The organism is Blastococcus sp. SYSU DS0616, assembly GCF_054051015.1.
Window position 1 is genome coordinate 99840 of sequence record NZ_JBJHAJ010000012.1, and the last position, 26041, is coordinate 125880.

The following is a 26041-nucleotide window of genomic DNA, read 5'->3' on the forward strand; positions in this document are numbered from 1 at the left end:
GCTCCTGTAACCCCTGTTCCGCGCGTCCACCGTGGGGTGCGCCCGGAGGTCACACGTTGAAGCGGAACTCCACGACGTCGCCGTCGGCCATGACGTAGTCCTTGCCCTCCATGCGCACCCAGCCCTTGCTCTTTGCCTCGGCCATCGACCCTGCCTCGACCAGCTGGTCAAAGCTGACGATCTCTGCCTTGATGAAGCCGCGCTGGAAGTCGGTGTGGATGACCCCGGCAGCCTGCGGGGCGGTCGCGCCGACCGGGATCGTCCAGGCGCGCGACTCCTTGGGCCCGGCGGTGAGGTAGGTCTGCAGCCCCAGGGTGCGGAAGCCGACCTTCGCCAGCTGGTCCAGCCCGGGCTCGCTCTGCCCGATGGACTCGAGCAGCTCGGCGGCCTCGTCGGCCGGCAGCTCGATCAGCTCCGACTCGGTCTGCGCGTCGAGGAAGATCGCCTCCGCCGGGGCCACCAGCGCCCGCAGCTCGTCGAGCTTCTCGTTGTTCGCGAGCTCGTCGGCGTCGACGTTGAAGACGTAGAGGAACGGCTTGGTGGTGAGCAGCGTCAGCTCGCGCAGCGGCTCGGGGTCGACGCCGGCGGAGAAGAGGGTCTTCCCCTCGTCCAGCACCTTCTGCGCGTCCTGGGCGGCGGACAGCAGCGCGGCGCGCTCCTTGTCCTTCTTCGCCTCCTTCTCCAGCCGCGGGATCGCCTTCTCCAGCGTCTGCATGTCGGCCAGCACGAGCTCGGTGTTGATCGTCTCGATGTCGTCCGCCGGGCTCACCTTGCCCTCGACGTGCACGACGTCGGGGTCGCTGAAGACCCGGATCACCTGGCAGATCGCGTCGCTCTCGCGGATGTTCGCCAGGAACTTGTTGCCCAGGCCCTGACCCTCGCTGGCGCCGCGCACGATACCGGCGATGTCCACGAAGGACACCGTCGCCGGGATGATCTTCTGCGAGCCGAAGATCTCCGCGAGCTTCTCCAGCCGCGGGTCGGGCACCCCCACCACGCCGACGTTCGGCTCGATCGTCGCGAACGGGTAGTTCGCCGCGAGGACGTCGTTCTTGGTCAGGGCGTTGAACAGGGTCGACTTGCCGACGTTGGGCAGGCCGACGATCCCGATGGTGAGGCTCACGGGAACTCAGAGTACGGCCCCGGCGCACCGCCTCCGGACGCCCGACATCGTGGTGGCACCCGCGCGGCGGCGCCCACCACCGTGGGCCTCCCCGCCCTGATGAGGTCCGTGCTCCAGTTCCCCCCGCCGCCGGCCGACGACCGTGATGGATCGGTCGAAGGGATACAGCGTGGGCAAGCACCGCACGGACGCAGCTCGCGGCGGGTCCCTGCGGAGCGGCCGTGGTGCGGCCCAGGTCCAGGGCTGCCCCTCGGGGCCGATGACGATCCGGTCACCGCCCCGGCGAGGGCAGCAACCCGCGCTCCACCGCCACCAGCACCGCCCGGGTCCGGTCGTCCACCCCGAGCTTCGCGAAGACCCGCAGCAGGTGCGTCTTCACCGTCGCCTCGCCGATGAACAGCTGCCGGCCGATCTCGGCGTTCGTCAGCCCCCGCGCCACGCCCGCGAGCACCTCCAGCTCGCGCGCGGTCGGCGCCTCGGCGGCCGGGGCCCGCAGCCGCGAGACCAGCCGCGCGGCGACCGGCGGCGCCAGCACGGTCTCCCCGCGGGCCGCGGCCCGGACGGCGTCGGCCAGCTGCGGCAGTGGCGTGTCCTTCAGCAGATAGCCGGTCGCCCCCGCCTCCACCGCGCGCACGATGTCGGCGTCGGTGTCGTAGGTGGTCAGCACCAGCACGCGGACGTCCGGGTGCGCGGAGAGGATGCGCCCGGTCGCCGTGACGCCGTCCATCCGTGGCATGCGGAGGTCCATGAGGACGACGTCCGGCGCCAGCTCGGCCACCCGCGCCAGCGCCTCGGCCCCGTCGCCCGCCTCCCCGACCACGTCGAGGTCGGGCTGCGCGTCGAGCCACCCGACCAGGCCGCCCCGGACCACGGGGTGGTCGTCGACCACCACCACCCGGATCACCGCGCTGCCGCTCACGAGGCCGGCACCCGCACCGTCACCCGCGTGCCCTCACCGGGCGCCGACACCACGTCGACCTCGCCACCGACCGAGGAGACGCGGTCGCGCAGCCCCTCCAGCCCCGCACCGCGCGCGCGGGACGGTTCGAAACCCACCCCGTCGTCCTCCACGTGCACCGACACCTGCCGCGCCCCCTCACCGCCGACGACCGACACCCGGATCACCACCGCCCGCGCCGCCGCGTGCCGGCGCACGTTGGTCAGCGCCTCCTGCGCTCCCCGGAGCAGGACGACCTCCTCGTCGCGGCGCAGCGCCAGACCGCCGTCCAGCGCCGACGTGTCCACGCGCACCGGGAGGCCGGTCTCGCGCCCGAACCGCTCGGCCAGGCGGGCCAGCGCCTCGACCAAAGTCGAGCCGTCCAGCGCCACCGGCCGGAAGGCGGCGACCATGGCGCGCGCCTCGGCGAGGTTCTCCCGCGCCACCTCCTCGATCAGCGTCAGCCGTTCGCGGGCGACCACCGGGTCGGCGGCGAGCTGGGCGGCCGCGGTCTGCGCCAGGACCACGATGCTCGTGTAGCCCTGCGCGAGGGTGTCGTGCACCTCCTGGGCCAGCCGCTCCCGCTCGGTCAGGACACCGCGCTCGTGCTCGGCGCGGGCCAGCTGCGCCCGGGTGCGCTCCAGCTGCTCGATGAGCTCGGCGCGGTGAGCGCTCTGGTGCAGCACCCGGCTGATCCACAGCCCCAGCGCCAGGCTGAACAGCAGGCTGATGGCGGTCTGCACCAGCACCTCCCGGGCCAGCTCCCCCGATACCGCGCGCACCAGCGGGCCGGCCGCGGTGGCGGCTGCCAGCAGCACGGTCCACGCCACACCCGTCGTCCGGCCGTGCACGACGAACCACACCTGCGGATAGGCGAGGAACAGCAGGAAGAACAGCTCCGGGGACAGGAACCCGAGCGCGCAGAACCCGGCGACGAGCACCGCCAGGTAGACGACCGCACGGACCGGCGCATCACCGCTCAGCGCCGGCGCACCGGCCAGCACGTACGCCAGCGCGAACCCCGCCAGCACCCCCAGGACGGCGGTCAGCCGCCCGCCGTCGTGGTCGGCGACCGCCGTCGCCACGGCCAGCCCCCACAACGCCGCCGAGATGACGTGCATCCCGACGACGGTCGCCCGCCAGCCGCGCTCGGACAGCGGTTCGGCGCCGCCCTCCTCGTCCGCGGGCGGGAGGAAGGCGGCGCCGAGCCGGCTGCGGACGCTCATCCGGCGTTCCGCCGCCAGCGGAACGTCCGGGCGCAGACCACGACGCCGATGATCACCCATGCGGCCAGCACCACGGCAGTGGTCCCGTGCTCCCAGCTGCCCGCGGGCTCCGCGGCCGCGGCCGCGTCGGGCAGGAAGACCGAGCGCATGCCCTGCGTCATCCACTTGAGCGGGAAGACCGCGGCCAGCTGCTGCATCCACCCCGGCAGCTCCGAGAACACGAAGAACACGCCGGAGAAGAACTGCAGGACGACGGCGACCGCCGGGATGCCCGCGCCCGCCGCCCGCGCGCTGCCGACGAACGACGACACCGCGATGCCGAGCACCGTGCCGGCGAGGATGCCCAGCACCGCCACCCAGGCGAAGGTCAGCCAGCGGCCGGCGTCGCCGGGCATCGGCACGTCGTAGACCGTCGCCGCCACCACCAGCAGCACCGTCAGCTGGACGACGGTCGTGAGCAGCACCTGGCCGGCCTTGCCGATCCCGTACGCCAGCGGCGGGGTGCCCAGCGTCTGCAGCCGCAGCAGGTCGCCGCGGTCGCGCTCCTCGGTGATCGCGAGGCCGACGGCCTGGAAGCTGGTCAGCATGATCCCCGTCGCGGCGATGCCGGCGAGGAAGTACTGCCGGAAGTCCACCCCGGGCGCCACCTCGCGGCCGGCGAAGATCGAGCCGAAGATCACCAGCATCACGACCGGGTAGGCGAACGAGAACACCAGCTGGCCCGGGTCGCGGACGAACAGCCGCAGCTCCAGGGCCACCCTGGCCCGCCCGATCGCCCAGGCCCCCGGGGGCGCCGGACGGCGGGCGGCCGGCGGCGGGGTGGGCAGCAGGGCGGTCATCGGGGAGCTCCCTCGGAGACGAGCCGGAGGTAGACGTCCTCCAGGCCGGGGCGGGTCACGGTCAGGTCGGGGATCTCGCCGGTTGGGGTCGCCGTCAGCAGGTCGCGCAGGACGCCGGCCGGCGTGCGGGTGACGACCTCGCGCACGACGCCGTCCTCGGTCCAGCGCACGGTGGCCTCCTGCCGCAGCGCAGCGCCGAGCGCCCCGGGCGCGGCCACCTCCACCAGCCGGCCCGCCGCGATCACCCCGACCCGGTCGGCCAGGTGCGCGGCCTCGTCGAGGTAGTGGGTGGTGAGCACGATGGTGGTGCCGCGGTCGCGGAGCCCCTCGACCAGCGACCAGAACTGCCGGCGGGCGACCGGGTCGAGCCCGGTCGTCGGCTCGTCGAGGAAGAGCAGCTCCGGCCGCCCCTGCACGCCCAGCGCGACCTCCAGCCGCCGCCGCTGCCCGCCGGAGAGCCGGTCGACGCGCGTGCCCGCCGCCCCCTCCAGACCGACGGCGGCGAGCAGCTCGACGCTGTCCTGCGGGGTCGCGTGGTAGTGCGCGTAGTGGTCGACCGTCTCGCGCACGGTGAGGGCGTCACCCGCCCCGGTGCTCTGCCCGACGACACCGACGCGGTCCCGCCAGCGCCGGTCGGCGCCGGCCGGGTCCTCCCCCAGCACCTCGAGCGTCCCGCCGTCCCGCCGCCGGAGGCCGGCGAGGATCTCGACGGTCGTCGTCTTGCCGGCCCCGTTCGGGCCCAGCAGGGCGAACACCTCGCCCCGCCGGACGTCGAGGTCGACGCCGTCCACGACGGCCCGCCCCCCGTACCGCTTCACCAGACCGCGCACCCGCACGGCCGGTCGCTCGCCGGCTGCCGCACCGGGCACGTCCGGCGCCTCGTGGATCGTCGTCATGCAGCCAGCATCGCCGGAGAGCCACCCCGGGGGAACGACCGGAGCGCTGATCCGCCGTCCACCGACCGGTGGACGGCGGACGGCCCCGCCCACCCCCACGGCGGCGTCCGAAAACCGCCAGGAGCCGTCCCCTTGCACTGGCATGCTCGACGACGTGACCGAGCTCCTGGACCACGAACGCCGCTACCGCGCCGTCGCCGGCCGGGACGCACGATTCGACGGATGGTTCGTCACCGCGGTGCGCACCACCGGCATCTACTGCCGCCCCTCGTGCCCGGCCCGCACACCGCTCGCCCGCAACGTCACCTTCTTCTCCACCGCCGCCGCCGCCCAGGGGGCCGGGTACCGGGCGTGCCGGCGGTGCCGTCCCGACGCCGTCCCCGGATCCCCCGAGTGGGACGTGCGCGCCGACGTCGTCGCGCGGGCGATGCGCCTGATCGCCGACGGCGAGGTGGAGCGCTCCGGGGTGCCGGGCCTGGCCGCCCGGCTGGGGTACTCCGAGCGGCAGCTGCACCGGCTGCTCGTCGGGGAGCTCGGCGTCGGCGCGCTTGCCCTGGCCCGGGCCCGGCGTGCGCAGACCGCCCGGGTGCTGCTGGAGACCACCGGGCTCCCGGTCACCGACATCGCGTTCGCGGCCGGGTTCGCCAGCGTGCGCCAGTTCAACGACACGGTGCGGGAGGTGTTCGCCACCACCCCGACCGAGCTGCGCCGCGCCCGCCGCGGCGCCCCGGCCGGGCAGCCCGGCTGGTTGACGCTGCGGCTGGCCGCCCGGGCGCCGTACGCCGCCGACGAGGTCCTGCTCTTCCTGGGCGCGCACGCCGTCCCCGGGCTCGAGGAGTGGGACGGGAGCACCTTCTCGCGAGTGCTCGACCTGCCGCACGGCCCGGCGGTGGTCCGGCTGTCCCCGGCGGCCGACGGCAGCGCCGCGGTGACCGCCCGCCTGCGGCTGACCGAGCTGCGCGACCTGGGCGCCGCGGTGACCCGCTGCCGGCGGATGCTCGACCTGGACGCGGACCCGGCTGCCGTCGACGAGGCCCTGGGCGGGGACCCCGCGCTGGCCGCGCTCGTCGCCGCCGCTCCCGGGCGGCGGGTGCCCGCCTCGCCGGACGCCGAGGAGCTCGCGGTCCGCGCGGTGCTCGGGCAGCAGGTGTCGGTCGCGGGCGCACGGACGCTCACCGCGCGGCTGCTGGCCGCCGGCACACCGCTGGCCGAGCCGGTCGGCTCGCTCACCCACGCCTTCCCCCGGGCCGCCGCCCTCGCCGACGCCGACCTCGGCGCGGTGGGGCTGACCGGCGCACGGCGCCGCACGGTCACCGCGCTGGCCGCCGCGCTGGACCGGGGCGACATCGCGCTCGACCCCGGCGCCGACCGGGAGGCGGCCGGGCGGGCGCTGCTCGCCGTCCCCGGCATCGGCCCCTGGACGGCGGCCCTCGTCGCCCTGCGCGGCCTCGCCGATCCCGACGTGTGGCTGCCCGGCGACCTCGCGCTGCGCCGGTCGCTGGCCGCGCTCGGCAGCTCCGACGTCGAGGCCGCCACCCGCTGGCGGCCCTGGCGCTCCTACGCCGTGATGCACCTGTGGGCGCTCGCCGCGCCGTCCCTGTTCACCCGCACGCCCGCCCTCCCGAGGAGCGCCTGATGACCGTCCCGACCCGCACCCGGCACGCCACCGTCGCCACGGCACCCGGCCCGTTCACCGTGGTGGTGGACACCGACCCCGACGGCCGGGAGGTCGTGCTCGCCAGCGGCTGGACCGCCGAGGTGGCCGACCTGCTGGCCGTGGTGCACCCGTCCCTCCGTCCGGTGTCCAGCGAGCTCGCCCCCCGACTGGACGTGCTCGACGCCGTCGAGGAGTTCCACGACGGCCGGGTGGGCGCGATCGACGCCGTCGCGGTCCGGCAGCGCTCCGGACCGTTCCTGCAGGAGGCCTGGGACGTGCTGCGCACAGTGCCGGCCGGGGCGCCCGACACCTACGCGGCCTTCGCCGCCCGGTGCGGCCGTCCCGCGGCGGTGCGCGCGGCGGCGAACGCCTGCGCCCGCAACGCGACGGCCCTGTTCGTGCCGTGCCACCGGGTGCTCGGCTCCGGCGGCGGGCTGGGCGGTTTCCGCTGGGGGACGCCGGTCAAGCGCTGGCTGCTCGACCACGAGGCGGCGCACGCCGGCGTGCCCGCCGGCTGACCTCCCCGGAACTGTCGCACCCCTCCGGCAGGGTCGCGCCCATGGACGCCGCTTCCCTCATCCTCGGGCTCCTCCTGGGCGCGCTGCTCGGTGCCGCGATCACGCTGGGCGTCGTCACCCTGCTCGCCCGCCGCCGCCCGGAGGACACGGGGCTGGAGCCGGTGCACGAGTCGCTCGACCACCTGCACCGGCTGCTGGCCGGCATGGAACGGGCCCGGGCCACCGCGCACGGGGAGCTGCGCGAGCAGATGGGCACAGTCGGCCAGGCCTCGGCGCAGCTGAAGCACGAGACCGCCGCGCTCGTCACCGCACTGCGCACGCCGCACGTCCGCGGCCGCTGGGGCGAGGTGCAGCTGCGGCGCGTGGTCGAGGTCGCCGGCCTGCTCGAGCACTGCGACTTCGTCGAGCAGCCGGGCGGCACCAACGACGAGGGCGCCGGGGTCCGCCCCGATCTCGTCGTCACCCTGGCCGACGGCCGGCAGGTGGTGGTCGACGCCAAGGTGCCGTTCGCCGGCTACATCGAGGCGGTGCAGGCCGAGGACCGCGACGTCCGCGCCCAGCGGGTGGTGGCCCACGCCCGGCAGCTGCGCACCCACGTCGACCAGCTGGCCGCCCGCCGGTACCCGACCGCCTTCCGGCCGGCGGCCCCGTTCACCGTCCTGTTCGTCCCCTCCGACGGGTTCCTGACGACGGCGCTGGAGGCCGAACCCGGCCTGCTCGAGTACGGCTTCGCCCGCGACGTGGTGCTCGCGACGCCGAGCACCCTGCTGGCTCTGCTGCGCACGGTCGCCTACTCCTGGCGCCAGGAGCGGCTGGCCCGCGACGCCGACCAGGTGCTCGAGGTGGGCCGGCGGCTGCACGCCCGCCTCAGCACGCTCTCCGGGCACCTCACCCGCCTGGGCTCGGCGCTGTCGACCACGCTCACCCGCTACAACGAGACGGTCGGCTCCTACGAGCGCTCGGTGCTGACCGCCGCGCGCCGGTTCGACGACCTGGGGATCGCCGAGGCCCCCGTACCCGAGCCTGCCCCGGTGGAAGCGACCATCCGCACGCTGCGGCCGGCCGACGACCTCGGGCGGCTGGACCCGGCCGGGGTGGAGGAGCGCGACGGCACCGCGGGCTGACGCGGGCCGGACCGCCGGACGGACTCGTCCACCCCGCCCGTCACAACCATCACCCTGCGCTACTGGGCCACCACAGGATGCCTGCGACGCGATGGCCTCCTCCCGCGAACTGCCAGCTCGGGTCGCTACCGTTGCCCCGGAGGTCGGCCAGCCGGGTCGTCCTCGGGAGCGGGACGGAGGTGCGCCATGGCCACGGCGAGCACGGCGGGCGCATGGCAGAGCGGAGGACGGCCCGATCGGCCGTACCCCGCACGCGCACCGCGTCCCCCCGTCGCCAGCGACCGCCCGGCCCGCCCCGCGCGCCCGTCCCGTGCCGGCGCACCCGCACCCGGTCGCGCCGGCGAGCGCCTGCGCGCGGCCGAGCGCGAGTACGCGGATGACCGGTCACAGCCGGCCGGTCCCCGCCGTCGCGAGCCCGGCCCGCCGCGGCCGAGCGCTGGGCGCCCCGCGCAGGAGCGCGGCCGTGCGCAGACCGCGTCGCCCGCCGCCGCACCGGGGAGTCGGCTGCGCGGCTCCCTCGCCGTGCTCGGCGTCTTCCTGCTGACCCTCGCCGGCGGTGCGGTCGACTCGTTCTTCGGCATCGGCCTGGGTCTGATCACGCTGGTCGCGCTGGCGATCGGGGTCTCGGCGGCCACTCTGCTCGTCCGGCGCCGGGACCTGCTGACCGTCATCGTCGCGCCGCCACTGGTCTTCACGCTGGTCGCGGTCGTGAACATCGTCCTCGCCCCCTCGGCGACGCTGAACCTGCCCACCATGGCGACCCTGCTGGTCCGCGGGTTCCCGACGATGGCCGTCGCGACCGCGATCGCCCTCCTGCTGAGCGTCGTGCGGCTGGTCACCCGCCGCTGACCACGGCGGCCCTACAGCCGCCCTGACACGCTCGCCCCGACGGTGGGCCGGGGATGGAGGAGGACGACGTCATGGAGCTGCTGCTCTGGCTGGCCGCGGGGGGCGCCCTCCTCGCAGTCCTGGCACTGATCGTCGTGCGGCGCCAACGGCGCAGCGGCCGGTCGGACGCCCCGCACCTGTCGACGAGGCACGGCGCCCCATCCCACGGCTCCCCCAGCAGCAACGACTGGACGTTCGGGGGTGGCGTCGGCTGAGGCCGGCGGGCGTGCTCAGTCGGTGGTGTCCCGCTTCGCCTTCTCTGCCCGGCGCAGCTCGTGCGGCAGCGCGAACACCAGCCGCTCCTCGGCGGCCTTCACCGTCCCCACGTCGGGGTAACCGCGGACGGCGAGCCAGTCCAGCACCTCGCTCACCAGGATCTCGGGCACCGACGCACCGCTGGTGACGCCGACGGTGCCGACCCCCTCGAGCCAGGCCTCGTCGATCTCCGCGGCGTAGTCGACCAGGTAGCTGGCGCGGGCGCCGGCCTCCAGGGCGACCTCCACCAGCCGCACGGAGTTCGACGAATTCGTGGAACCCACCACGAGGACCAGGTCGCACTCGCCGGCCATCTGCTTCACGGCCTGCTGCCGGTTCTGCGTGGCGTAGCAGATGTCGTCGCTGGGCGGCGACTGCAGCCCCGGGAACCGGTTCTTCAGCTGGTCGACGGTGGCCAGGGTCTCGTCGACCGACAGCGTGGTCTGCGACAGCCACACGACCTTCTCCGGGTCGCGCACCTGGACGTTCGCGACGTCCTCGGGCCCGTCGACGAGCTGGATGTGGGTCGGGGCCTCGCCGGAGGTGCCCTCGACCTCCTCGTGGCCGCGGTGGCCGATCAGCAGGATGTCGTAGTCGTCCCGGGCGAACCGCTTGGCCTCCTGGTGCACCTTCGTGACCAGCGGGCAGGTGGCGTCGATGGTGCGCAGCTGCCGGTCGGCCGCCTCCTGGTGCACCGCCGGGGAGACGCCGTGCGCGCTGAAGACGACGACCGACCCCTCGGGCACCTCGTCCGTCTCCTCCACGAAGATCGCCCCGCGCCGTTCCAGCGTCGCGACGACGTGCTTGTTGTGGACGATCTGCTTGCGGACGTACACCGGGGCGCCGTGGATCTCCAGCGCCCGCTCGACGGCGACCACCGCCCGGTCCACGCCGGCGCAGTACCCCCGGGGATCGGCCAGCAGGACACGTCCGCGCTGTTCAGCCATGGGCCCATGGTAGGTGGGTGAGGGCCGCCGGGCGGGCGTGCACGGGTGGCCCCGGACACGGATGTGACCAGCCGCATCCCTCCTACAGGCGCATCATCCCTGGTCGGGGGTGTCGGGCGGGGCGTTCTGGGGCACGCTGTGCAGCATGGCCCGTGAGATCCCCGAGGTTGTCCGCGCCGCCGCCGGTCTGGCGGCCACCGTGCTCGACGAGGCGCGCAAGCTCCCCGAGACCCTGCCCGGCCTTCCCGTGCGCGTGATCGGCATGGCGATGCAGCACGCGATGAAGGTGCAGCAGACCTACGCCGGGTTCGTCGCCCGCGGCGACGAGCTCCTCGTCGGGCTCCGCGGCGAGGCGGAGCCCGGTCTGGCGACCTTCGACGACGACGTGGAGCCGCCCACCGGCTACCGCGGCTCCGCCTTCGACCGGGCCGCCGACGGCGGCACGATCACCGACGAGGAGGTGGCCGAGCTCCCCGACGACCCGGCCGCCGACGCGGTGGTCGCCGCCATCGACGACCTCGGGGAGGAGCTGGTGGAGGACCTCGCCGACGGCCTCGAGGAGCTCGCCGACGGCGCGGACGAGGCCCAGCAGGCCCTCACCGACCTGCCGGTGGAGGAGGCGCCGAGCACCGACGAGGTGCTCGACGAGCTCGCCATCGACGAGGTCGTCCCCGAGGTGCCCGACACCGACCCGCTGGACCAGGGGCCCGCGGACGCGCTCGCCGCCGACGACGCGGTGGTCACCGAGGACGCCGGCGCCCTGGAGCGGGCGCTGCTGGAGTCCGAGCCCGCTCCGGCGGCTGCTGCCGAGCAGCCCGACGGTGGTGAGAGCGTCGACGTGCTCACCGCCGACGGCGAGGTGGCGACCGTCGACGCGGCGGTCACCGACGAGGGCATCGCCGTCGTCGAGGAGCCGCAGGAAGGCGCCGGCACCGACGAGACGGTCGCGGCCACCGACGGCACCGCCACCGCCGCGACGGGCACGAACGCCGGCCCGGACGTCGCCGTGGACGAGAGCGGCAGCCCGGTCGCCGCCGCCACCGGTGTGCGGACCGACGTGGGCGGCACCGACACCGCCGGGACCGACGCCGCGATCGACGAGGGAGCGGCCGTCGGCGCCGTCGGGGAGGGCTCCGCCGCACCGACCGACGACCCCCAGGGCGGCAGCGAGCTGTCCGGCGCCCAGGCCGCCGGGGCGGCCCCCGTCGACGGCTACGACAGCTTCTCGATCGCCCAGCTGCGCGGCCGTCTGCGCGGCTACCAGCTCAACACGGTCTCCGACCTGCTGGCCTACGAGCAGGCCACCCGCGCGCGCGAGCCGTACCTGCGGATGCTGCGCAACCGGCTGGAGAAGCTCGAGGAGCAGGCGGTCGAGGCCAGCCCGCTGGCCCCGCGGGGCACCTGAGGGACGGCCCCTGCCCCGGTCGGATCGGTGCGGGGGCAGCCCAGGGGGTGTCGGTGCCGTCTGACACCCTCAGGTCATGACCGCCCCGTCGTCCCCCGAGTCGCCGTGGCCGGTCCGCACGGTGGCTCGCAAGGTGGCCGACTGGATCGGCCGGCTGGGCGAGGTCTGGGTCGAGGGGCAGGTCGCCCAGCTGTCGCGGCGGGGCGGTGCGGCCACCGTGTTCCTCACCCTGCGCGACCCGGCGGCCGACCTGTCGGTGCCGGTCACCTGCCACCGCGAGGTCGCCGAACGCCCCGGCCTCGAGCTCACCGAGGGCGCCCGCGTCATCGTGCGGGCCCGGCCCGACTACTACGTGGCCCGCGGCTCCTTCTCCCTGCGGGCCACCGAGATCCGCGCCGTCGGGCTGGGTGAACTGCTTGCCCGCATCGAGCGGATCCGCCGCCTGCTGGCCGCCGAGGGCCTCTTCGCCGTGGCCCGTAAGCGGCCGCTGCCCTTCGCACCCGGCGTCGTGGGGCTGATCACCGGCCGGGACAGCGCCGCCGAGCGGGACGTGCTGGTGACCGCGCGCCGGCGGTGGCCGGCGGTGCGCTTCGCGCTGCACCACTGCGTCGTGCAAGGGCCACAGGCGGCCGCGAACGTCATCGAGGGGCTGCGGAAGCTGGACGCCGACCCGGCCGTGGAGGTCATCGTGATCGCCCGCGGCGGCGGCTCGGTCGAGGACCTGCTGCCCTTCTCCGACGAGGGCCTGGTGCGCGCCGTCGCCGGCTGCCGCACCCCGGTCGTCACCGCCGTCGGCCACGAGACCGACACGACGCTCGTCGACCACGCCGCCGACGTGCGGGCCGCCACCCCTACCGACGCCGCCCACCGGATCGTGCCGGAGATCGGTGAGCAGCGGCGGCTCGTCGACGGGCTTCGCGCCCGCGCCCGGCACCTGGTCGCCGCCCGGCTGGAGCAGCAGGAGCGCTGGTTGGAGTCGGTCCGCACCCGGCCGGCGCTCGCCTCCCCCGACCGGCTGCTGCACGGCCGGGCCGACGACGTCGAGGGCCTGCGCACCCGCGCCCGCCGGACGCTCACCCACCGCGTCGAGGCGGCGGAGCGCGACCTGGAGCACGCCCGGGCACGGGTGGCCGCCCTCTCCCCGGCCGCGACGCTGGACCGCGGCTACGCCGTCGTGCAGCGGGCCGACGGCGCGCTGGTGCGCGATCCCGGCGACGTGGCCGACGGCGAGCTGCTGCGGGTGCGGGTCGCCGGCGGCCGGCTCCCCGTCCGCGTCGACCGGAGCGCGACCGCCTCCCCCGGCACCGAAGCCACCACCGTCCAGGAGGACCCCGCATGAGCGCCGACGAGCGCACCCCCGAGCCGACGACCACCTACGAGCAGGCCCGGGAGGAACTGGCCGACGTCGTGCGGCGGCTGGAGGCCGGCGGCCTGACCCTCGAGGAGTCGCTGACCCTCTGGGAGCGCGGGGAGGAGCTGGCCCGGGTCTGCCAGCACTGGCTCGACCGGGCCCGCGAGCGCCTGGCCGCCGCCGCGCCCGGCGAGGAGCCCTGAGCGGCTCCTCGGCCGGCGCGCACTGCCGCGACGGCCCGCGACGGAGGAGCTCAGGCGGGAGAACGCACGCCGGCGTCCGGGGCGATCACCAGGCCGGCCTCGGCGAAGGCCGCCAGCACCCGGTCGACCCGCTGCTGGAGCGCGGAAGACCCCACCGCCCCCTCGTCGAGGCAGCGGGCCAGCACGTCCCGCACGTCCACCCCGGCGGGGGCGGCGGGGATGCGCGTCACCATGCCGCAGGCGCACGACCCACCCTCGGCCGGGGCCCGGTGATCACTACGGGGGCACTCCTCGTGTGGCGGCATCCGGGGTCTCCTCGTGGACGGTCGGGTCAGTGGCTGATGCCCGACAGCGTCACCCCTGCCGGCCGTCCCGGCCCGCGACGCACCGGGGCGTCACCCTCTCGTGACCTGCGTCGCACGCTGTACCCCCTCGCGGGTCAGCCCCGGAAGGGGGCGACCGCCGCGGCCACCTCGCGCAGCTCGTCGTCCGCGGCCGAGCCGGTGACGACCAGCGTGACCCCGTCGGCGACCCGCGAGAACGCCGTCTCGCCCCGCTGCGTCGTCGACCGGGTCCACCGCTCGCCGTCGATCTCCGCCCCGCCGTCCTCCGTCGCGCCGTCGAGCACGGCGTCGACGGCGTCGGCGTCCGCGTCGTCGCTCACCACGTATCCGGCGTAGTCACCCGCCGGCGTCACGTACCCCAGCTGCACGGTGACCGGCGCCCCCTCGGGGCCGGTGCCGGCATCGGTGCGCACGCTCGTCGGGCGGTAGTCCTCACCGAGCGAGGGCACCAGCAGGGCGTACTCCGACTCCGCCTCGGCCAGCCGCAGCGTGCTCGTGGGGTCGATCTCCCGCACCGGGTCGTCCGGGTTGTTGCGGAAGGCCTGCCAGGCCACGATCAGCAGGCAGATGACCACGAGCGGGACGAGCGAGCGGAGCATGTTCGCCGCGCTCATCCGGTTGGCCCGCTCGGCGGCGGACGACGGCGGCGGGACCTCGGCCTCGGGCCCGGCCACGTCATCGGGGTGCTGGGGACGCTGGCTCGTAGGGCCGGATCCGGTCATGCCCCTAGGATCGCAGGTGAGCTCTCCCCCCACCGCCGCCCAGCGCCCGTGCGGCCTCCTGTCGATCCGGTTCTGCCGGAGCGGCCGGTCGCAGGGTCGCCCCGGCTCCGTCCCGGGCCCCACCCCGAGCTCACGAGGGGTGGGGAGGACGGGGTCCTTCTCCAGGAGGTCCTGTGTCGCTCCCCTTCCCCGACGCCCCCGTCTCCCCGGCCTCCGGGCGCCCGTTCAGCGCCGATCGACCGGCGCCCGACCGCAACCTGGCCATGGAGCTCGTGCGGGTCACCGAGGCGGGCGCCATGGCGGCCGGTCGCTGGGTGGGCCGCGGCGACAAGATCGGTGGTGACGGCGCGGCCGTCGATGCGATGCGCGCGCTCATCGGCACGGTGAGCATGAAGGGCGTCGTCGTGATCGGCGAGGGCGAGAAGGACGAGGCGCCGATGCTCTACAACGGCGAGCAGGTCGGGGACGGGCAGGGGCCGGAGTGCGACGTCGCCGTCGACCCGGTCGACGGCACCACGCTGATGGCCAAGGGCATGCCCAACGCCATCGCCGTCATGGCGGTCGCCGAGCGGGGCGCCATGTACGACCCGTCGGCCGTCTTCTACATGGAGAAGCTGGCCACCGGCCCGGCCGCGGCCGACGTCGTGGACATCACCGCGCCGGTCGCCGAGAACATCCGGCGCATCGCGAAGGCCAAGCGCAGCTCGGTCGGTGACGTGACCGTCTGCATCCTCGACCGCCCGCGGCACGAGCAGCTGGTGCACGAGGTGCGCGAGGCCGGGGCGCGGATCAAGTTCATCACCGACGGCGACGTCGCGGGCGCGATCGCCGCCGCCCGCGAGGGCACCGGAGTGGACCTGCTGCTCGGCATCGGCGGCACGCCCGAAGGGATCATCACCGCCTGCGCCCTCAAGTGCATGGGCGGCGCGCTCCAGGGCCGGCTGTGGCCCAAGGACGACGACGAGCGGCAGAAGGCGCTGGACGCCGGGCACGACCTCGACCGCGTCCTGCACATCGACGACCTGGTGCGCGGCGACGTCTTCTTCGTGGCCACCGGCATCACCGACGGCGAGCTGCTGCGCGGGGTCCGCTACAGCGCCGGTGGGTGCACCACCCAGTCGCTGGTCATGCGCTCCCGGTCGGGCACCATCCGCTCGATCGACAGCCTGCACTCGCTGGAGAAGCTGCGCGCCTACTCCGCCGTGCCCTTCGACCGCGAGGACTGAAAGAGGACCCTGCTGCCCCCACCGCTCGCGGGCTCGCGGCGGGCCCCTGCAGCAGGGCCAGGCCGTGCCGGTCAGGGCAAGGGCGGACGAGGCGGCGGGGGCTGCGGCGGCTGTCCCGGGCGACCGGCGAGTCGCTCCATCAGCGCGGCCCACCGGCTCGCCGACTCCCCCGGGGCGAGGCTGCGCAGCCGGAGGTCACCGAAGATCGTCCTCGCGTGGACGACGACCAGCGGCGTACCCGCCAGCCTCGGCACCGGTGCCAGCTCGACCTTGCGGTCGCCGAAGACGGTCCGGCCGTGCATCTCCCCGTCCACCCCCTCGGCCAGGATGACGTCGATGTCGCCGAAGACGGTGCTGAGCGTCAGGTCGATCCGGTCGGCGCCGGTCCGCAGACCGCGCAGGTCGATGCGGATGTCGCCGAAGACCGTGCCGGCCCGCTGCGGCGGGGTCGTCGCGACCGTCAGCGTGATGTCACCGAAGACGCTCGACACCTCTTCGGCCGCACGCTGCCCCACGATCTCCACGCGCGGCGAGGCGTCGGGCGGCAGATCGGCCACCAGCTGGTCGAGCTCGGCACGGGTGATCGCCGCGTAGGCCGCCTCCGCGCGCTGCCCGAACTCGTCGAGGTCGATGCGGCCCTCGCCGACGGCCGTCTGCAGCTGCGCCACCACCGCCTCCCGTTCGGCGTCGGAGACACGCACGGCCGGTGGAGGGGACGGGTCCTCGGGAGAGCTCACGCACCGGGACGCTAGCCGAGGAGATCGCCGCGCAGGTCCCGGTCCAGCCCAGCTCGGTTCAGCCCAGCTCGGTGCAGGCCATCACCGTGTAGGCCTTGACCCGGCCCCCGCAGGTGCTCGCGTACTGCTCGTAGGCCGACAGCGGCGGCGACTCGTACATCAGGTCGTCGCAGGCCTGCAGCTCCCCGTCGAAGCAGCCCTGCGCGTAGGCGTCGAGGATCGGGTCCGGCCCGAGGTCGCCGGGCTCCACCGGCGGGGACTCCTCGACGGCCCCGCCCGGCGCGCCGGCGTACCAGCCGCCCATCTCCTCGTCCAGGTACTCGCCCGCGTCCTCCATCTGCGCCCGCGAACCCTCGACTATCCCCTCGCGGATGCCGTCGGTCAGCGCCGGGCCGAGCTCCGCCGCCACGGCCCGGCCGACGTCCTCCGCGCCACCCAGCACCACGGCGCTCAGCAGCAGCGTGGTCGCCGCGGCCCCCACGGCCAGCCCCCCCACCGCCGCGCCCGCGATCGCCCAGCGGCCACGGTGCGACGGCGCGGCAGCGGGGGCCGGCGCGAGCGGCGCCGGCGTCGGCTGCCAGGCGGCGGCGGACGCCCAGTCCGGCACCGGCTGGGCACCCGGCGCCGGCCAGTCCGCCGCCGGAGCCGGCCAGCTCGGATCGCCCGGCTGCTGCGGGGACGACGGAACGCCGGCGTCCGGCGTCGGGGGCGGCTGGGACATGGGGCCCTCCTCGGGGGCTCGTGCCGGCTCGGCACCGTGGCAGCGCACAGCACTGCGGCGCGCACCCCTCTCCTCGGCGGCCCGCGCGAGGGCGGGACCGACCGGGACCCCCACGGGTGTCTAGGGTCCCGTGCGGAGCACTGTCACCATCCACACCACCGGGAGCACAGCGTGGCCCAGCAGAACGGCGCAGCGCAGGACGGCAGCGGTCAGGACACCCCCGACTTCCGCATCGAGCACGACTCCATGGGAGAGGTCCGCGTTCCCTCCTGGGCCAAGTGGCGGGCGCAGACCCAGCGTGCCGTCGAGAACTTCCCCATCTCCGGCACGCCCATCGAGCGGGAGCTGATCGGGGCGCTCGCGGCGATCAAGGGAGCGGCGGCCGCCGTCAACGCCGACCTCGGCGTCCTCGACCGGTCGATCGCCGACGCCGTCACCGAGGCCGCCGGGACCGTGGCCCGCGGCGACTGGGACGCGCACTTCCCGATCGACGTCTTCCAGACCGGCTCGGGCACGTCGAGCAACATGAACACCAACGAGGTCATCGCCTCGCTGGCCACCGAGTCCCTCGGCGCGCCGGTGCACCCGAACGACCACGTCAACGCCTCGCAGTCGTCCAACGACGTCTTCCCGTCGGCGATCCACATCGCCGCCACCCGCGCCATCGTCGTCACCCTGATCCCGGCGCTGCGGCACCTCGAGGCCTCGCTCGAGCGGAAGGCGGAGGAGTTCGCGGAGGTCGTGAAGAGCGGCCGCACCCACCTCATGGACGCCACCCCGGTGACCCTCGGCCAGGAGTTCGGGGGCTACGCCGCCGCCGTCCGCTACGGGATCGAGCGGCTGGAGGCCTCGCTGCCGCGCATCGGCGAGCTGCCCCTCGGGGGCACCGCCGTCGGGACCGGCATCAACACCCCGCCCGGCTTCGCCGCCGCGATCATCGAGAAGCTGGCCGGTCAGATGGAGCTGCCGCTGACGGAGGCCCGCAACCACTTCGAGGCGCAGAGCTCCCGCGACGCGCTGGTCGAGGGCTCGGGCCAGCTGAAGACGATCGCCGTCGGCCTGATCAAGATCGCCAACGACCTGCGCTGGATGGGCTCCGGCCCGCGCACGGGGCTCGGCGAGATCGCCCTCCCCGACCTGCAGCCGGGCAGCTCGATCATGCCGGGCAAGGTCAACCCGGTGATCCCCGAGGCGGTGATCCAGGTCGGCGCCCAGGTGATCGGCAACGACGCCGCGGTCACCTACGCGGGCACCACCGGCGTCTTCGAGCTCAACGTGACGTTGCCGCTCATGGCCCGCAACATCCTCGAGTCGATCCGGCTCCTGGCCAACGTCAGCCGGCTGCTCGCCGACCGGTGCGTCGACGGCATCACCGCCAACGTGGAGCAGTGCCGCACCTACGCCGAGTCCTCCCCCTCGATCGTCACGCCGCTGAACAAGTACATCGGGTACGAGGAGGCGGCCAAGGTCGCCAAGCAGTCGCTGGCCGAGCAGAAGACGATCCGCCAGGTCGTCGTCGAGCGCGGCTACGTGGAGCAGGGCAGGCTCACCGAGGCCCAGCTCGACGAGGCTCTCGACGTCCTCTCCATGACGCACCCCTGACCCGGGGACCGTCCCGGGCCGGCGCGGCGCCGGCCCGGGACGGCTGGGACACGAAATGGTCTAGCTCTCGCTCCGGCGCGGCGGCTCGAGCCGCGACGGGGACCCCGGCGCGCTAGCGTCGTCCACGATGACCGAGACAGCGAGCACCCCAGACGTAGCCCTGCGCTGGCCGGGCGGCGAGCTCCCCCTCCCCGTGAAAACCGGGACGGAGGGCGCCGACGGCATCGACACGAGCAAGCTGCTGGCGACGACCGGCAAGGTCGCGTTGGACATCGGCTTCGTGAACACCGCCGCCTGCACGTCGGCGATCACCTACATCGACGGGGACGCGGGGATCCTGCGCTACCGCGGGTACCCGATCGACCAGCTGGCGGAGAAGTCGAGCTTCCTGGAAGTCAGCTACCTGCTGATCTACGGCGAGCTGCCCACCGCCGACCAGCTGGCGGAGTTCGACGGCAAGCTCCGCCGCCACACGCTGCTGCACGAGGACCTCAAGCAGTTCTTCAACGGCTTCCCGCGGGACGCGCACCCCATGCCGGTGCTCTCCTCGGCCGTCAGCGCGCTGTCGACCTTCTACCAGGACTCGCTGGACCCCTTCGACGAGGACCACGTGGAGATCAGCACGCTCCGCCTGCTCGCGAAGCTGCCGACGATCGCCGCGTACGCGTACAAGAAGTCGGTCGGTCAGCCGTTCCTGTACCCGGACAACTCGCTGGGCCTGGTGGAGAACTTCCTGCGGATGACGTTCGGCTTCCCCGCCGAGCCCTACGACGTCGACCCGGACCTGGCCAAGGCGCTGGACATGCTCTTCGTCCTGCACGCCGACCACGAGCAGAACTGCTCGACCTCCACGGTCCGGCTGGTGGGGTCCTCGCACGCCAACCTGTTCGCCTCGGTCTCCGCCGGCATCAACGCGCTCTTCGGCCCGCTGCACGGCGGGGCCAACCAGTCGGTGCTGGAGATGCTGGAGGCGATCCGGGCCGACGGCGGGGACATCCCGCGCTTCGTCGAGCGGGTGAAGAACAAGGAGCCCGGCGTCAAGCTCATGGGCTTCGGCCACCGGGTGTACAAGAACTACGACCCCCGCGCGGCCATCGTGAAGTCGACGGCCGACACGGTGCTCGACAAGCTCGGCGGCAACAACGAGCTGCTCGACCTGGCGCGCCAGCTCGAGGAGATCGCGCTGAAGGACGAGTTCTTCATCCAGCGCAAGCTCTACCCGAACGTCGACTTCTACACCGGGCTGATCTACCAGGCGATGGGCTTCCCGACACGCATGTTCACCGTGCTGTTCGCGCTCGGCCGGCTGCCCGGCTGGATCGCGCAGTGGCGCGAGATGATCGCCGACCCGAGCACGAAGATCGGGCGTCCCCGGCAGCTCTACACCGGCGCGACCGAACGGGACTACGTCCCCCTCGACGCGCGCTGAGCGAGGACCCCGCCCCTCGTCCCTCGCCGGCCCGTTACGGGGCCTGACCGGGCCGGGTGACCCTCCAGGTCACCCGGCCCGTTGCGTCCCCGGGCGCGATCCCTACGGTGGGTGCGACCCCGCTCTCGGAAGGACCGCGCATGGCCGAGCTCCCCGACGAGGACCTCCTCGTCCTGCCGCCCATGCCCTTGGCGACCGGCCGGTTGCTGGAGCCCGACGGCGACGGCCCGCCCGTCCGCATCACGAAGCTGGAGTTCGTCGTCTCCACAGAGGACGGCGGCGAGCTGCGGATCCCCCTGGAACACCGGCACGGCGCCTGGTGGGCGCCCTGAGCCGCCTGCTCGGCGACTCCCCCCAGGTTCACCCCACCCCGAACGGGTGATCTCCTCCCCCTCGTTCTTCAAGCACCTCCCCCGGCGTGTCGATGGATGTGCGGAGAGCTCCTGACCACAGCAGCACCAGGAGCCCCATCCGTCACGACGAGATCGCCCGGGGGACGCAGTGCCTGCTTCGCGGACACCCGGGCGTGCGGCTGCCCCGCGCACCGCGCGGTCCACCAGCGCCGGCCGCACCGCGGCCGGCACCCGTACCGCCCCCCGGTCGTCGGCTGCCCGCACCTCGTCGGCCCGCAGCAGCGCGAGCGGCGGGAAGCGCTCCCCGGCCCGACCGCCCCTGACCCCGGCGCAGGCCGCGGCACTGCGCGACGCGCTGGCCCTGCGCCAGGCGGCCGCCGCCCGCCCCGGCGTCACGCCCGAGCAGCTGGCCGCGGCCCGGGCGGCCGTCGCCGCCCGCTCCGGCGGGACCGGCACCCGCTCCGGTAGCACCGGCAGCCGCTCTGGTGGCGCCGGCGCGCGGCGCCCGGCGCCCGGGTCCGCGGCCGGCCGTGGGCGCCCCGCCACCGGCCGGGCCGCGACTCGACGCACCCCCAGCCGACGGCGGCGCACCGGCGGCACCCGGCGTCCCGGTTCCCGCTGGTCGGCCCGCCTCGGCGTCATCGCCACCAGCGCCCTCCTCATCCCGGCCGCCCTGGCGGTGCTGCTGCCCGGGACGCAGTCGCCCGACGGTGGCGGCTCGGCCCTCGATCCCACCGCGCTGGCGCTCACCGCGCGCAGCTCCCTGCTGGAGCAGGCGGACCGCTACCACCGGCTGGCCGACGAGGCCGGACGGGCCCGCGACCGGCTGACGGACGCGCTGACCGCCGAGGACGCGGTGCGCGCCGAGCTCGCCACCATGCGGCACGCCGTCGGCGCCGGCGCGGCGCAGCTCTACCGGGCCGACGGCACCAGCCGGTACCCGGTGCTCGGCCTGGACCTCGACCGGCCCGCTACCACCTCCGCGACGTTCACCCGGGTGGCCATCGCCGACCGGGCCGGGCGGGCGCTGGAGGGCAGCGTGGTCCGGGCGGAGCGCGCCGCCGCCCGGCTGCAGGCAGCCTCCTCCCGCGTGGCGGACGCCCGCGCCGCCCTGCGGGTCGCCGAACAGCGCGCCGCCGGCGTCCTCGCCGCCGTGCGCGACGAGGTGGGCGAGCTCCCCCCCGAGGTCACCGGCCGGCTCGCCGGTCTCGGGGCGATCCCCGCGGCCGGTCCCCAGCAGCAGCGCAACGAGGCCGCCACGCGGCGCTGGCAGGACTACCTCGGGCGCCTGGCCGGTGCGGGGCTCGTGCCGCCGCCGGCTGCCGCGCTGGCCGATGCCGCCACGTTCCCCCCGGGCCTGTCCCCGGCACTGGACGCCGACGGCCGGCCGATCCCGGGCGTGGCCTGGGCCGTCATCGGCAGCGAACCGGTGACGGTGCTGCCGGCCGAGACCGTGGCCGCGGTCAGCAACGCCCTCTCACAGCTCGGCAAGCCCTTCGTCGCGGGGACCGCGGGGCCGGAGACCTACGACTGCGGTGGCTTCACCGCCGGCACCTGGCTGCTGGCCGGGTACGCCCTGCCCGGTGACCCCGCGGCCCAGTGGGCAACCGGCGCACCGGTGCCGGCGCGCGACGTGCAGATCGGCGACCTGGTCTTCGCCCCCGGCGGGCAGGACGTCGGCATCTACCTGGGCGACGGGCAGGTCATCGGCGCCTCCGCCGCCTCCTACCAGGTGGCCGTCCGCTCGATGGCGGCCGGCTCGTCGGCGGTACGGGTGACCCTGCCCCGCCCGGTCGAGCCCAGCCCGGCGCTCCCCGCCGGCGGCGGGACCGGCGCGTGCGGCGCTCCCCTTCCGGCGCCGGGCCCCGTGAGCCCGGCGTGGGGCGGCTGGTCCAACGGCCGGATCCCGGCCGAGGCGCTGTGCCGGCTGGGGGTGGCCGGGCACGCGCTGCGGTGCGACGCGGCCGCCGCCTACGCCCAGCTGGACGCCGCCTTCACCGCCGAGTTCGGCACCCCGCTGCACCTCACCGACTCCTACCGCTCCTTCGGCGGCCAGGTGGCGGCCTACTACGCCAAGCCCACCCTGGCGGCCGTGCCCGGGACGTCCAACCACGGCTGGGCGCTGGCGATCGACCTCGGCGGCGGGATCAACGTGGCCCACACCCCGCAGTGGAACTGGATGACGGCCAACGCCGCGCGCTTCGGCTTCGTGCAGCCGGAGTGGGCCCGGCCCGGTGAGGAGAAGCCCGAGCCCTGGCACTGGGAGTACGGCTACATCTCCTGAGCGACGGGCGGCCGGCGGTGCTCAGATCCAGGGCAGGTCGACGACGTCCCGCCAGGGCAGCGTCACACTGGCCTCGCTGGCCTGCCCGGCCAGCCGTCGCGCCACCCCGGGATCCGCGCAGACCACCGGCCGGTGCGGGGTCACGACCACGTGCATGTCGGGCAGCGCGAGGCCCGCGGCAGCGATGCGCTGCCGCATCAGCTCCGGGGCGACCAGGGCCGCCGACGCGAGCACCGGCACCGCGCGGTGCGACCACAGCGCCAACGGCCCCTCGACGCGCAGCTCCGGTGACACCTCGTGGGCCCGGCCGGTCGCCGCGGAGCGGACACGGTGCAGCTCGACCGTGCGCGCCGCCGGTGAGGGGACCCAGGGCACGGCGAGTTCACCGCGCACGACGACGACGGTCCAGCCCACCGCCGTCTCGGACCGGTCCGACCAGTCCAGCACGGCGATCCCCTCGCCGGCGGCGGCCGCGTCCGTCACGGGCCGACGGGCCACCCACGTGCCCAGCGCAGCGGCGATGCCCGCGGTCGTGCCCGGGATCCCCGCCCGGCTCATGTCCTCGGCAAGGTCGGTCAGCGGCACCCGCTGCACCCGCTCGTCCTCCTCGACGTGCAGCACGGTGCCCGCACCCGGTCGCCTGACGAGCCCCAGGCGCAGGCGCTGCGAGGACAGCCGCGGCAGCAGCTGCGCGGCCACGTCGTGCACGTCGACGACGTCGACGGGCGTGGTCCGGAACCGCTGCAGCAGACGCGTGGACGAGGTGGTGCCGAACGGTCCGGGGGTCACGGGCGGTCCCCGGCACCGAGGAGGCCGCGCAGCCGGGCCGGCAGCGCCGGCAGGCCGAGGACCGCGGCGAGCTCGGCCCGGCTGAGCCGGACGGGGAGGACGTCCTCGTCCCACCCGGTGGCCAGGCGGACCCGTGCGGTGGAGGCGGGCCAGACCGCCTCGCGCGCGGCGGCCACGTGCAGCTCGGTCAGCACGTCGTGCAGGTGGATGCTGGCCACCGGGTGAACGGCGCTGTCGTCCAGGGCGGTGCGCACGGATGCGGCGAGCAGCTCGCGGGCGGTCGCGTCCAGCCAGTGCGGCACGAGCGCCGGGCACCCGGCGTCGCCCGCGGGCAGCGCGCTCACCGGGCACCGCTCCGGTACCACGCCCTGGGCCCCGGGCCCGGCGCATGGGCCGGGCGGCGGTTCCTCGGGCGGGGTGTCACGAGGTGGATATCGGCAGGCTCGGACCGACTTCGACCCGCCGACGGGTCCTTTTCCGGCTCGATTCTCCCGGGCGTGTCCGCCCACGCCACCCCGCCCCGCACGTCACCGCTCTGCGCGGCGCACATGCCGAGATCCCGTGATCTCGACCGCTCCCCTGCGGGGCGACGGCCGAGATCACGGGATCTCGATGGCCTTGTCCGGTGGCTCGCCCCGCGTCTGCGCGGGGTGCGAGGGCCGGGGTCCTTCCTCAGTCCGCGAGCTCGGCCAGCCGGTCCTTGAGCGCCTTCTCGACCCGGTCGGCGTAGACGTTCATGTTGCGCACCGAGGTGTTGAGGTCGGCCGACAGCTGGGTCTTGGTCTGCCCACCCCAGGTCGTCAGGTACCAGGTCGCCCAGCCGAGCACGTTGGGCTGGCCGGCCCGCTGATCGCGGCGGGCGTCCGGGTCGGGAGCGCACGCGGCCGTGAGGGCGTGGGAGAGCAGCGTCTGCTCGGCCTCCCCCATGATCTCGTCCGGCGCCTCGGAGGAGTCGGGCAGCAGGATCTCGGTGGCCTCGGGCGCCCCGTCCAGCGATTGCAGGTTCCGCAGCCCGTTCAGCGTGGCGACGGTCTGGGAGTTGCGCCGCAAGGTGGCGACGCTCTGCCCCATGTAGGCGGCGAGCTCCTTCTCGCTGGGGCGGCGCTGGTGCTCCGCCATGAACGCCGCGATCGCCTTCTGCTGCTTGTGCTCGGTGTCGGCCGCGGTGCGCCCGTGGGCGTTGCGCCCCAGGTCGTGCACCCACTTGGACAGCTGGGTGGCCAAAAAGGCACCGAACGGAACGGACTTGTTCTCGTCGTATTGCGCGACCGCCTTGAGGATCCACTCGTAGACCTGCTGGCCGAGGTCGTCGGGGTCGGGCAGGTGCAGGCGGATCGTGCTCATGTTGCGCTGCAGGCGCTTGAGGCTGACCGGCCCGTAGTGCCGGCACAGGTCGTCGAGGAAGGCCGGCGGCAGGTCGCGCGGCGCGCGCCGGCGGACGCCGGTCTCCGCGCGCAGCCCGATGGTGGTGGTGCCCCGGCCGGCACACCAGGCCTTGACCCAGTCGGCGAGCACGGCGGCGGTTCCGCAGGCGCCGTCCACCCGGTAGAGACCGTCACCCTGGTCGTAGCTGACCGTGACGCCCTCGGGCAGGTCCCGGCGGAACTCGTCGAGCGGCAGCTCGTGGTCCACCCGGAAGTGCACCCGGTCGCGCGGGGTGATGGGCGCCAGCGCCCACCCGTCGGCCTCGGGGATCCCCCCGAAGACGAGGGGCTCGCGGGTACGGGGTCGGTCGTCGGTGGTGGACGTCGGGAACGGGACGCGGTCGGGCATCGGTACTCCTGGGCACTACGGGGAAGAAGGGGGTGCCGGGCGGCCGGCACCCCGCACTGCACGGGAGGCCGTCAGGCCGGGATGCGCTCCCCCGGGCCGGGGCGGCGCGGCGCGGGGACGGGCGAGGCCGGCGCCGAGGCGTCGGGCAGCGCCTCGAACATGTCGGCGCCCAGGGCGTCGGCACGGGCCGCACCGACGGCGGCGTGCTCGAGCAGCGTCGTAGCCGCGGCGCGCTCGGCACCGCTGGGCTCGGCCGTGTAGACCGGCATGTGGTCGTAGAGCGAGGTGAACACCGCCGACACGAACGCGTACGCCGCCTGGGCCTGCGGCGAGAACTTCGCCACCGCTGCCCGGGGTCCGAGATCGACGCCGACGGTCACCCGGACGACGCGGTCGTCCTTGCTGAGGCCGGTGACCGCGACGACCACGCCCTCGTGCTCGGCGGCCAGCGCCGCGAGCGCCGCGAGGCACTTGCGGGTGGCGCCCCGGCGGGGTCGCAGCTGCACGTGGACCACCACGGACTCCTGGTCGCCGGTCTGGTCCCCCGCCACCGAAGCGGTGCATGCGTTACGTGCCATCTTGATCGCCCCCTGTCACTTGCCTGGGGAGGAATCTGCCGCATGCACGCTGCGGACACGGCACACAACTCGCTGTGTCCATCGCAGTAGTCAGGGCGAAGGTTCGGCAAGAGT

General features: G+C 75.1%; 27 protein-coding genes. 13 read left to right on the top strand and 14 right to left on the bottom strand.

The annotated features are described in order from the left end of the window. Positions 1–49: 49 nt before the first annotated feature. The 5 genes from ychF to ACI79K_RS11250 form a co-directional block, all read right to left on the bottom strand. Positions 50–1123, bottom strand: coding sequence for a redox-regulated ATPase YchF (gene ychF / locus ACI79K_RS11230; RefSeq protein ID WP_456599726.1), 1074 nt, complete (start codon positions 1121–1123; stop codon positions 50–52). A 271-nt stretch (positions 1124–1394) separates the two neighbouring features. Then, complete coding sequence (locus ACI79K_RS11235) at positions 1395–2042, bottom strand: response regulator (protein WP_456590926.1); 648 nt, start codon at positions 2040–2042, stop codon at positions 1395–1397. Further along, entirely contained in the window at positions 2039–3286 is a 1248-nt protein-coding gene (locus ACI79K_RS11240; RefSeq protein ID WP_456599727.1) for a sensor histidine kinase, read from the bottom strand. Before ACI79K_RS11240 ends, ACI79K_RS11235 begins: the two co-directional genes overlap by 4 nt. After that, positions 3283–4125: an ABC transporter permease gene (locus ACI79K_RS11245; protein ID WP_456590928.1), complete on the bottom strand. Its 843-nt coding sequence runs from the start codon at positions 4123–4125 to the stop codon at positions 3283–3285. Before ACI79K_RS11245 ends, ACI79K_RS11240 begins: the two co-directional genes overlap by 4 nt. Next, positions 4122–5021, bottom strand: a complete 900-nt coding sequence (locus ACI79K_RS11250) for an ABC transporter ATP-binding protein (RefSeq protein ID WP_456599728.1) — start codon at positions 5019–5021, stop codon at positions 4122–4124. The genes ACI79K_RS11245 and ACI79K_RS11250 overlap by 4 nt, the downstream gene beginning before the upstream one ends. 154 nt (positions 5022–5175) lie before the next feature. Here ACI79K_RS11250 and ACI79K_RS11255 point away from each other — a divergent pair, with 154 nt between their 5' ends. From ACI79K_RS11255 to ACI79K_RS11275, 5 genes are all read left to right on the top strand, one after another. Continuing rightward, a complete protein-coding gene (locus ACI79K_RS11255; protein ID WP_456599729.1) occupies positions 5176–6657 on the top strand; it encodes a DNA-3-methyladenine glycosylase 2 family protein in 1482 nt (493 codons plus the stop codon). Further along, complete coding sequence (locus ACI79K_RS11260; RefSeq protein WP_456599730.1) at positions 6657–7196, top strand: methylated-DNA--[protein]-cysteine S-methyltransferase; 540 nt, start codon at positions 6657–6659, stop codon at positions 7194–7196. The genes ACI79K_RS11255 and ACI79K_RS11260 overlap by 1 nt, the downstream gene beginning before the upstream one ends. Before the next feature lie 41 nt (positions 7197–7237). Next, positions 7238–8320 carry a DNA recombination protein RmuC gene (locus tag ACI79K_RS11265; RefSeq protein WP_456590932.1) on the top strand — a complete coding sequence of 361 codons (1083 nt, stop codon included), beginning with the start codon at positions 7238–7240 and terminating at the stop codon, positions 8318–8320. 186 nt (positions 8321–8506) lie between these two features. After that, positions 8507–9169 (top strand): DUF6542 domain-containing protein, encoded by a 663-nt coding sequence (locus ACI79K_RS11270; protein WP_456590933.1) that lies wholly within the window; start codon positions 8507–8509, stop codon positions 9167–9169. A gap of 53 nt (positions 9170–9222) precedes the next feature. Next, entirely contained in the window at positions 9223–9423 is a 201-nt protein-coding gene (locus ACI79K_RS11275) for a hypothetical protein (protein WP_456590934.1), read from the top strand. 15 nt (positions 9424–9438) lie between these two features. On the opposite strand, the gene ACI79K_RS11280 is transcribed toward ACI79K_RS11275, so the two are convergent. Next, positions 9439–10410 carry a 4-hydroxy-3-methylbut-2-enyl diphosphate reductase gene (locus ACI79K_RS11280; protein WP_456590935.1) on the bottom strand — a complete coding sequence of 324 codons (972 nt, stop codon included), beginning with the start codon at positions 10408–10410 and terminating at the stop codon, positions 9439–9441. A gap of 145 nt (positions 10411–10555) precedes the next feature. Here ACI79K_RS11280 and ACI79K_RS11285 point away from each other — a divergent pair, with 145 nt between their 5' ends. The 3 genes from ACI79K_RS11285 (at position 10556) to ACI79K_RS11295 (ending at position 13369) form a co-directional block, all read left to right on the top strand. Next, positions 10556–11815 (top strand): hypothetical protein, encoded by a 1260-nt coding sequence (locus ACI79K_RS11285; RefSeq protein WP_456599731.1) that lies wholly within the window; start codon positions 10556–10558, stop codon positions 11813–11815. 76 nt (positions 11816–11891) lie between these two features. Further along, a complete protein-coding gene (gene xseA / locus ACI79K_RS11290) occupies positions 11892–13154 on the top strand; it encodes an exodeoxyribonuclease VII large subunit (protein WP_456590937.1) in 1263 nt (420 codons plus the stop codon). Next, positions 13151–13369 (top strand): exodeoxyribonuclease VII small subunit, encoded by a 219-nt coding sequence (locus tag ACI79K_RS11295; RefSeq protein WP_456597481.1) that lies wholly within the window; start codon positions 13151–13153, stop codon positions 13367–13369. The genes xseA and ACI79K_RS11295 overlap by 4 nt, the downstream gene beginning before the upstream one ends. A 50-nt stretch (positions 13370–13419) precedes the next feature. On the opposite strand, the gene ACI79K_RS11300 is transcribed toward ACI79K_RS11295, so the two are convergent. Next, the gene (locus ACI79K_RS11300; protein WP_456590939.1) at positions 13420–13602 is read right to left on the bottom strand and encodes a hypothetical protein; all 183 of its coding nucleotides are present in this window, start codon (positions 13600–13602) and stop codon (positions 13420–13422) included. A 206-nt stretch (positions 13603–13808) separates the two neighbouring features. Next, positions 13809–14435 carry a DUF4245 domain-containing protein gene (locus tag ACI79K_RS11305; protein ID WP_456590940.1) on the bottom strand — a complete coding sequence of 209 codons (627 nt, stop codon included), beginning with the start codon at positions 14433–14435 and terminating at the stop codon, positions 13809–13811. 173 nt (positions 14436–14608) lie between these two features. Between ACI79K_RS11305 and glpX the strand changes: the two genes are divergently transcribed. Next, on the top strand, positions 14609–15661 hold the full coding sequence (gene glpX, locus ACI79K_RS11310) for a class II fructose-bisphosphatase (RefSeq protein ID WP_456590941.1): 1053 nt from the start codon (positions 14609–14611) through the stop codon (positions 15659–15661). A gap of 71 nt (positions 15662–15732) precedes the next feature. On the opposite strand, the gene ACI79K_RS11315 is transcribed toward glpX, so the two are convergent. Both ACI79K_RS11315 and ACI79K_RS11320 read right to left on the bottom strand, forming a co-directional pair. After that, positions 15733–16398, bottom strand: coding sequence for a DUF1707 domain-containing protein (locus tag ACI79K_RS11315; protein WP_456599732.1), 666 nt, complete (start codon positions 16396–16398; stop codon positions 15733–15735). A gap of 58 nt (positions 16399–16456) precedes the next feature. Beyond that, positions 16457–17119: a hypothetical protein gene (locus tag ACI79K_RS11320; protein ID WP_456599733.1), complete on the bottom strand. Its 663-nt coding sequence runs from the start codon at positions 17117–17119 to the stop codon at positions 16457–16459. Between the two features lie 171 nt (positions 17120–17290). Between ACI79K_RS11320 and ACI79K_RS11325 the strand changes: the two genes are divergently transcribed. From ACI79K_RS11325 to ACI79K_RS11340, 4 genes are all read left to right on the top strand, one after another. Continuing rightward, the gene (locus ACI79K_RS11325; RefSeq protein ID WP_456590944.1) at positions 17291–18721 is read left to right on the top strand and encodes a class II fumarate hydratase; all 1431 of its coding nucleotides are present in this window, start codon (positions 17291–17293) and stop codon (positions 18719–18721) included. Positions 18722–18848: 127 nt separating this feature from the next. Continuing rightward, entirely contained in the window at positions 18849–20150 is a 1302-nt protein-coding gene (locus ACI79K_RS11330; RefSeq protein ID WP_456590945.1) for a citrate synthase, read from the top strand. Positions 20151–20290: 140 nt separating this feature from the next. Beyond that, entirely contained in the window at positions 20291–20482 is a 192-nt protein-coding gene (locus ACI79K_RS11335; protein ID WP_456590946.1) for a hypothetical protein, read from the top strand. A 169-nt stretch (positions 20483–20651) separates the two neighbouring features. Beyond that, positions 20652–22787, top strand: coding sequence for an NlpC/P60 family protein (locus ACI79K_RS11340; protein ID WP_456599734.1), 2136 nt, complete (start codon positions 20652–20654; stop codon positions 22785–22787). A gap of 21 nt (positions 22788–22808) precedes the next feature. On the opposite strand, the gene ACI79K_RS11345 is transcribed toward ACI79K_RS11340, so the two are convergent. The 4 genes from ACI79K_RS11345 to ACI79K_RS11360 form a co-directional block, all read right to left on the bottom strand. Next, entirely contained in the window at positions 22809–23576 is a 768-nt protein-coding gene (locus ACI79K_RS11345; RefSeq protein ID WP_456599735.1) for a hypothetical protein, read from the bottom strand. Next, positions 23573–23920, bottom strand: a complete 348-nt coding sequence (locus ACI79K_RS11350; RefSeq protein ID WP_456590949.1) for a hypothetical protein — start codon at positions 23918–23920, stop codon at positions 23573–23575. The genes ACI79K_RS11345 and ACI79K_RS11350 overlap by 4 nt, the downstream gene beginning before the upstream one ends. 328 nt (positions 23921–24248) lie before the next feature. Further along, positions 24249–25349, bottom strand: a complete 1101-nt coding sequence (locus tag ACI79K_RS11355) for a flagellar biosynthesis protein FliA (protein WP_456590950.1) — start codon at positions 25347–25349, stop codon at positions 24249–24251. 71 nt (positions 25350–25420) lie between these two features. Next, a complete protein-coding gene (locus ACI79K_RS11360; protein ID WP_456590951.1) occupies positions 25421–25927 on the bottom strand; it encodes a hypothetical protein in 507 nt (168 codons plus the stop codon). Positions 25928–26041 lie beyond the last annotated feature (114 nt).

Bases quoted from the DNA above. Each gene is read 5' to 3' on its own strand.
- ACI79K_RS11285 (WP_456599731.1), top strand. From the start codon at position 10,556: ATGGCCCGTGAGATCCCCGAGGTTGTCCGCGCCGCCGCCGGTCTGGCG.
- ACI79K_RS11295 (WP_456597481.1), top strand. From the start codon at position 13,151: ATGAGCGCCGACGAGCGCACCCCCGAGCCGACGACCACCTACGAGCAG.
- ACI79K_RS11355 (WP_456590950.1), bottom strand. From the start codon at position 25,349: ATGCCCGACCGCGTCCCGTTCCCGACGTCCACCACCGACGACCGACCC.
- ACI79K_RS11330 (WP_456590945.1), top strand. From the start codon at position 18,849: ATGACCGAGACAGCGAGCACCCCAGACGTAGCCCTGCGCTGGCCGGGC.
- ACI79K_RS11245 (WP_456590928.1), bottom strand. From the start codon at position 4,125: ATGACCGCCCTGCTGCCCACCCCGCCGCCGGCCGCCCGCCGTCCGGCG.
- ACI79K_RS11250 (WP_456599728.1), bottom strand. From the start codon at position 5,021: ATGACGACGATCCACGAGGCGCCGGACGTGCCCGGTGCGGCAGCCGGC.
- ACI79K_RS11305 (WP_456590940.1), bottom strand. From the start codon at position 14,435: ATGACCGGATCCGGCCCTACGAGCCAGCGTCCCCAGCACCCCGATGAC.
- xseA (WP_456590937.1), top strand. From the start codon at position 11,892: ATGACCGCCCCGTCGTCCCCCGAGTCGCCGTGGCCGGTCCGCACGGTG.
- ACI79K_RS11240 (WP_456599727.1), bottom strand. From the start codon at position 3,286: ATGAGCGTCCGCAGCCGGCTCGGCGCCGCCTTCCTCCCGCCCGCGGAC.
- ACI79K_RS11265 (WP_456590932.1), top strand. From the start codon at position 7,238: ATGGACGCCGCTTCCCTCATCCTCGGGCTCCTCCTGGGCGCGCTGCTC.
- ACI79K_RS11280 (WP_456590935.1), bottom strand. From the start codon at position 10,410: ATGGCTGAACAGCGCGGACGTGTCCTGCTGGCCGATCCCCGGGGGTAC.
- ACI79K_RS11360 (WP_456590951.1), bottom strand. From the start codon at position 25,927: ATGGCACGTAACGCATGCACCGCTTCGGTGGCGGGGGACCAGACCGGC.
- ACI79K_RS11320 (WP_456599733.1), bottom strand. From the start codon at position 17,119: ATGTCCCAGCCGCCCCCGACGCCGGACGCCGGCGTTCCGTCGTCCCCG.
- ACI79K_RS11300 (WP_456590939.1), bottom strand. From the start codon at position 13,602: ATGGTGACGCGCATCCCCGCCGCCCCCGCCGGGGTGGACGTGCGGGAC.
- ACI79K_RS11260 (WP_456599730.1), top strand. From the start codon at position 6,657: ATGACCGTCCCGACCCGCACCCGGCACGCCACCGTCGCCACGGCACCC.
- ACI79K_RS11275 (WP_456590934.1), top strand. From the start codon at position 9,223: ATGGAGGAGGACGACGTCATGGAGCTGCTGCTCTGGCTGGCCGCGGGG.
- ACI79K_RS11335 (WP_456590946.1), top strand. From the start codon at position 20,291: ATGGCCGAGCTCCCCGACGAGGACCTCCTCGTCCTGCCGCCCATGCCC.
- ACI79K_RS11270 (WP_456590933.1), top strand. From the start codon at position 8,507: ATGGCCACGGCGAGCACGGCGGGCGCATGGCAGAGCGGAGGACGGCCC.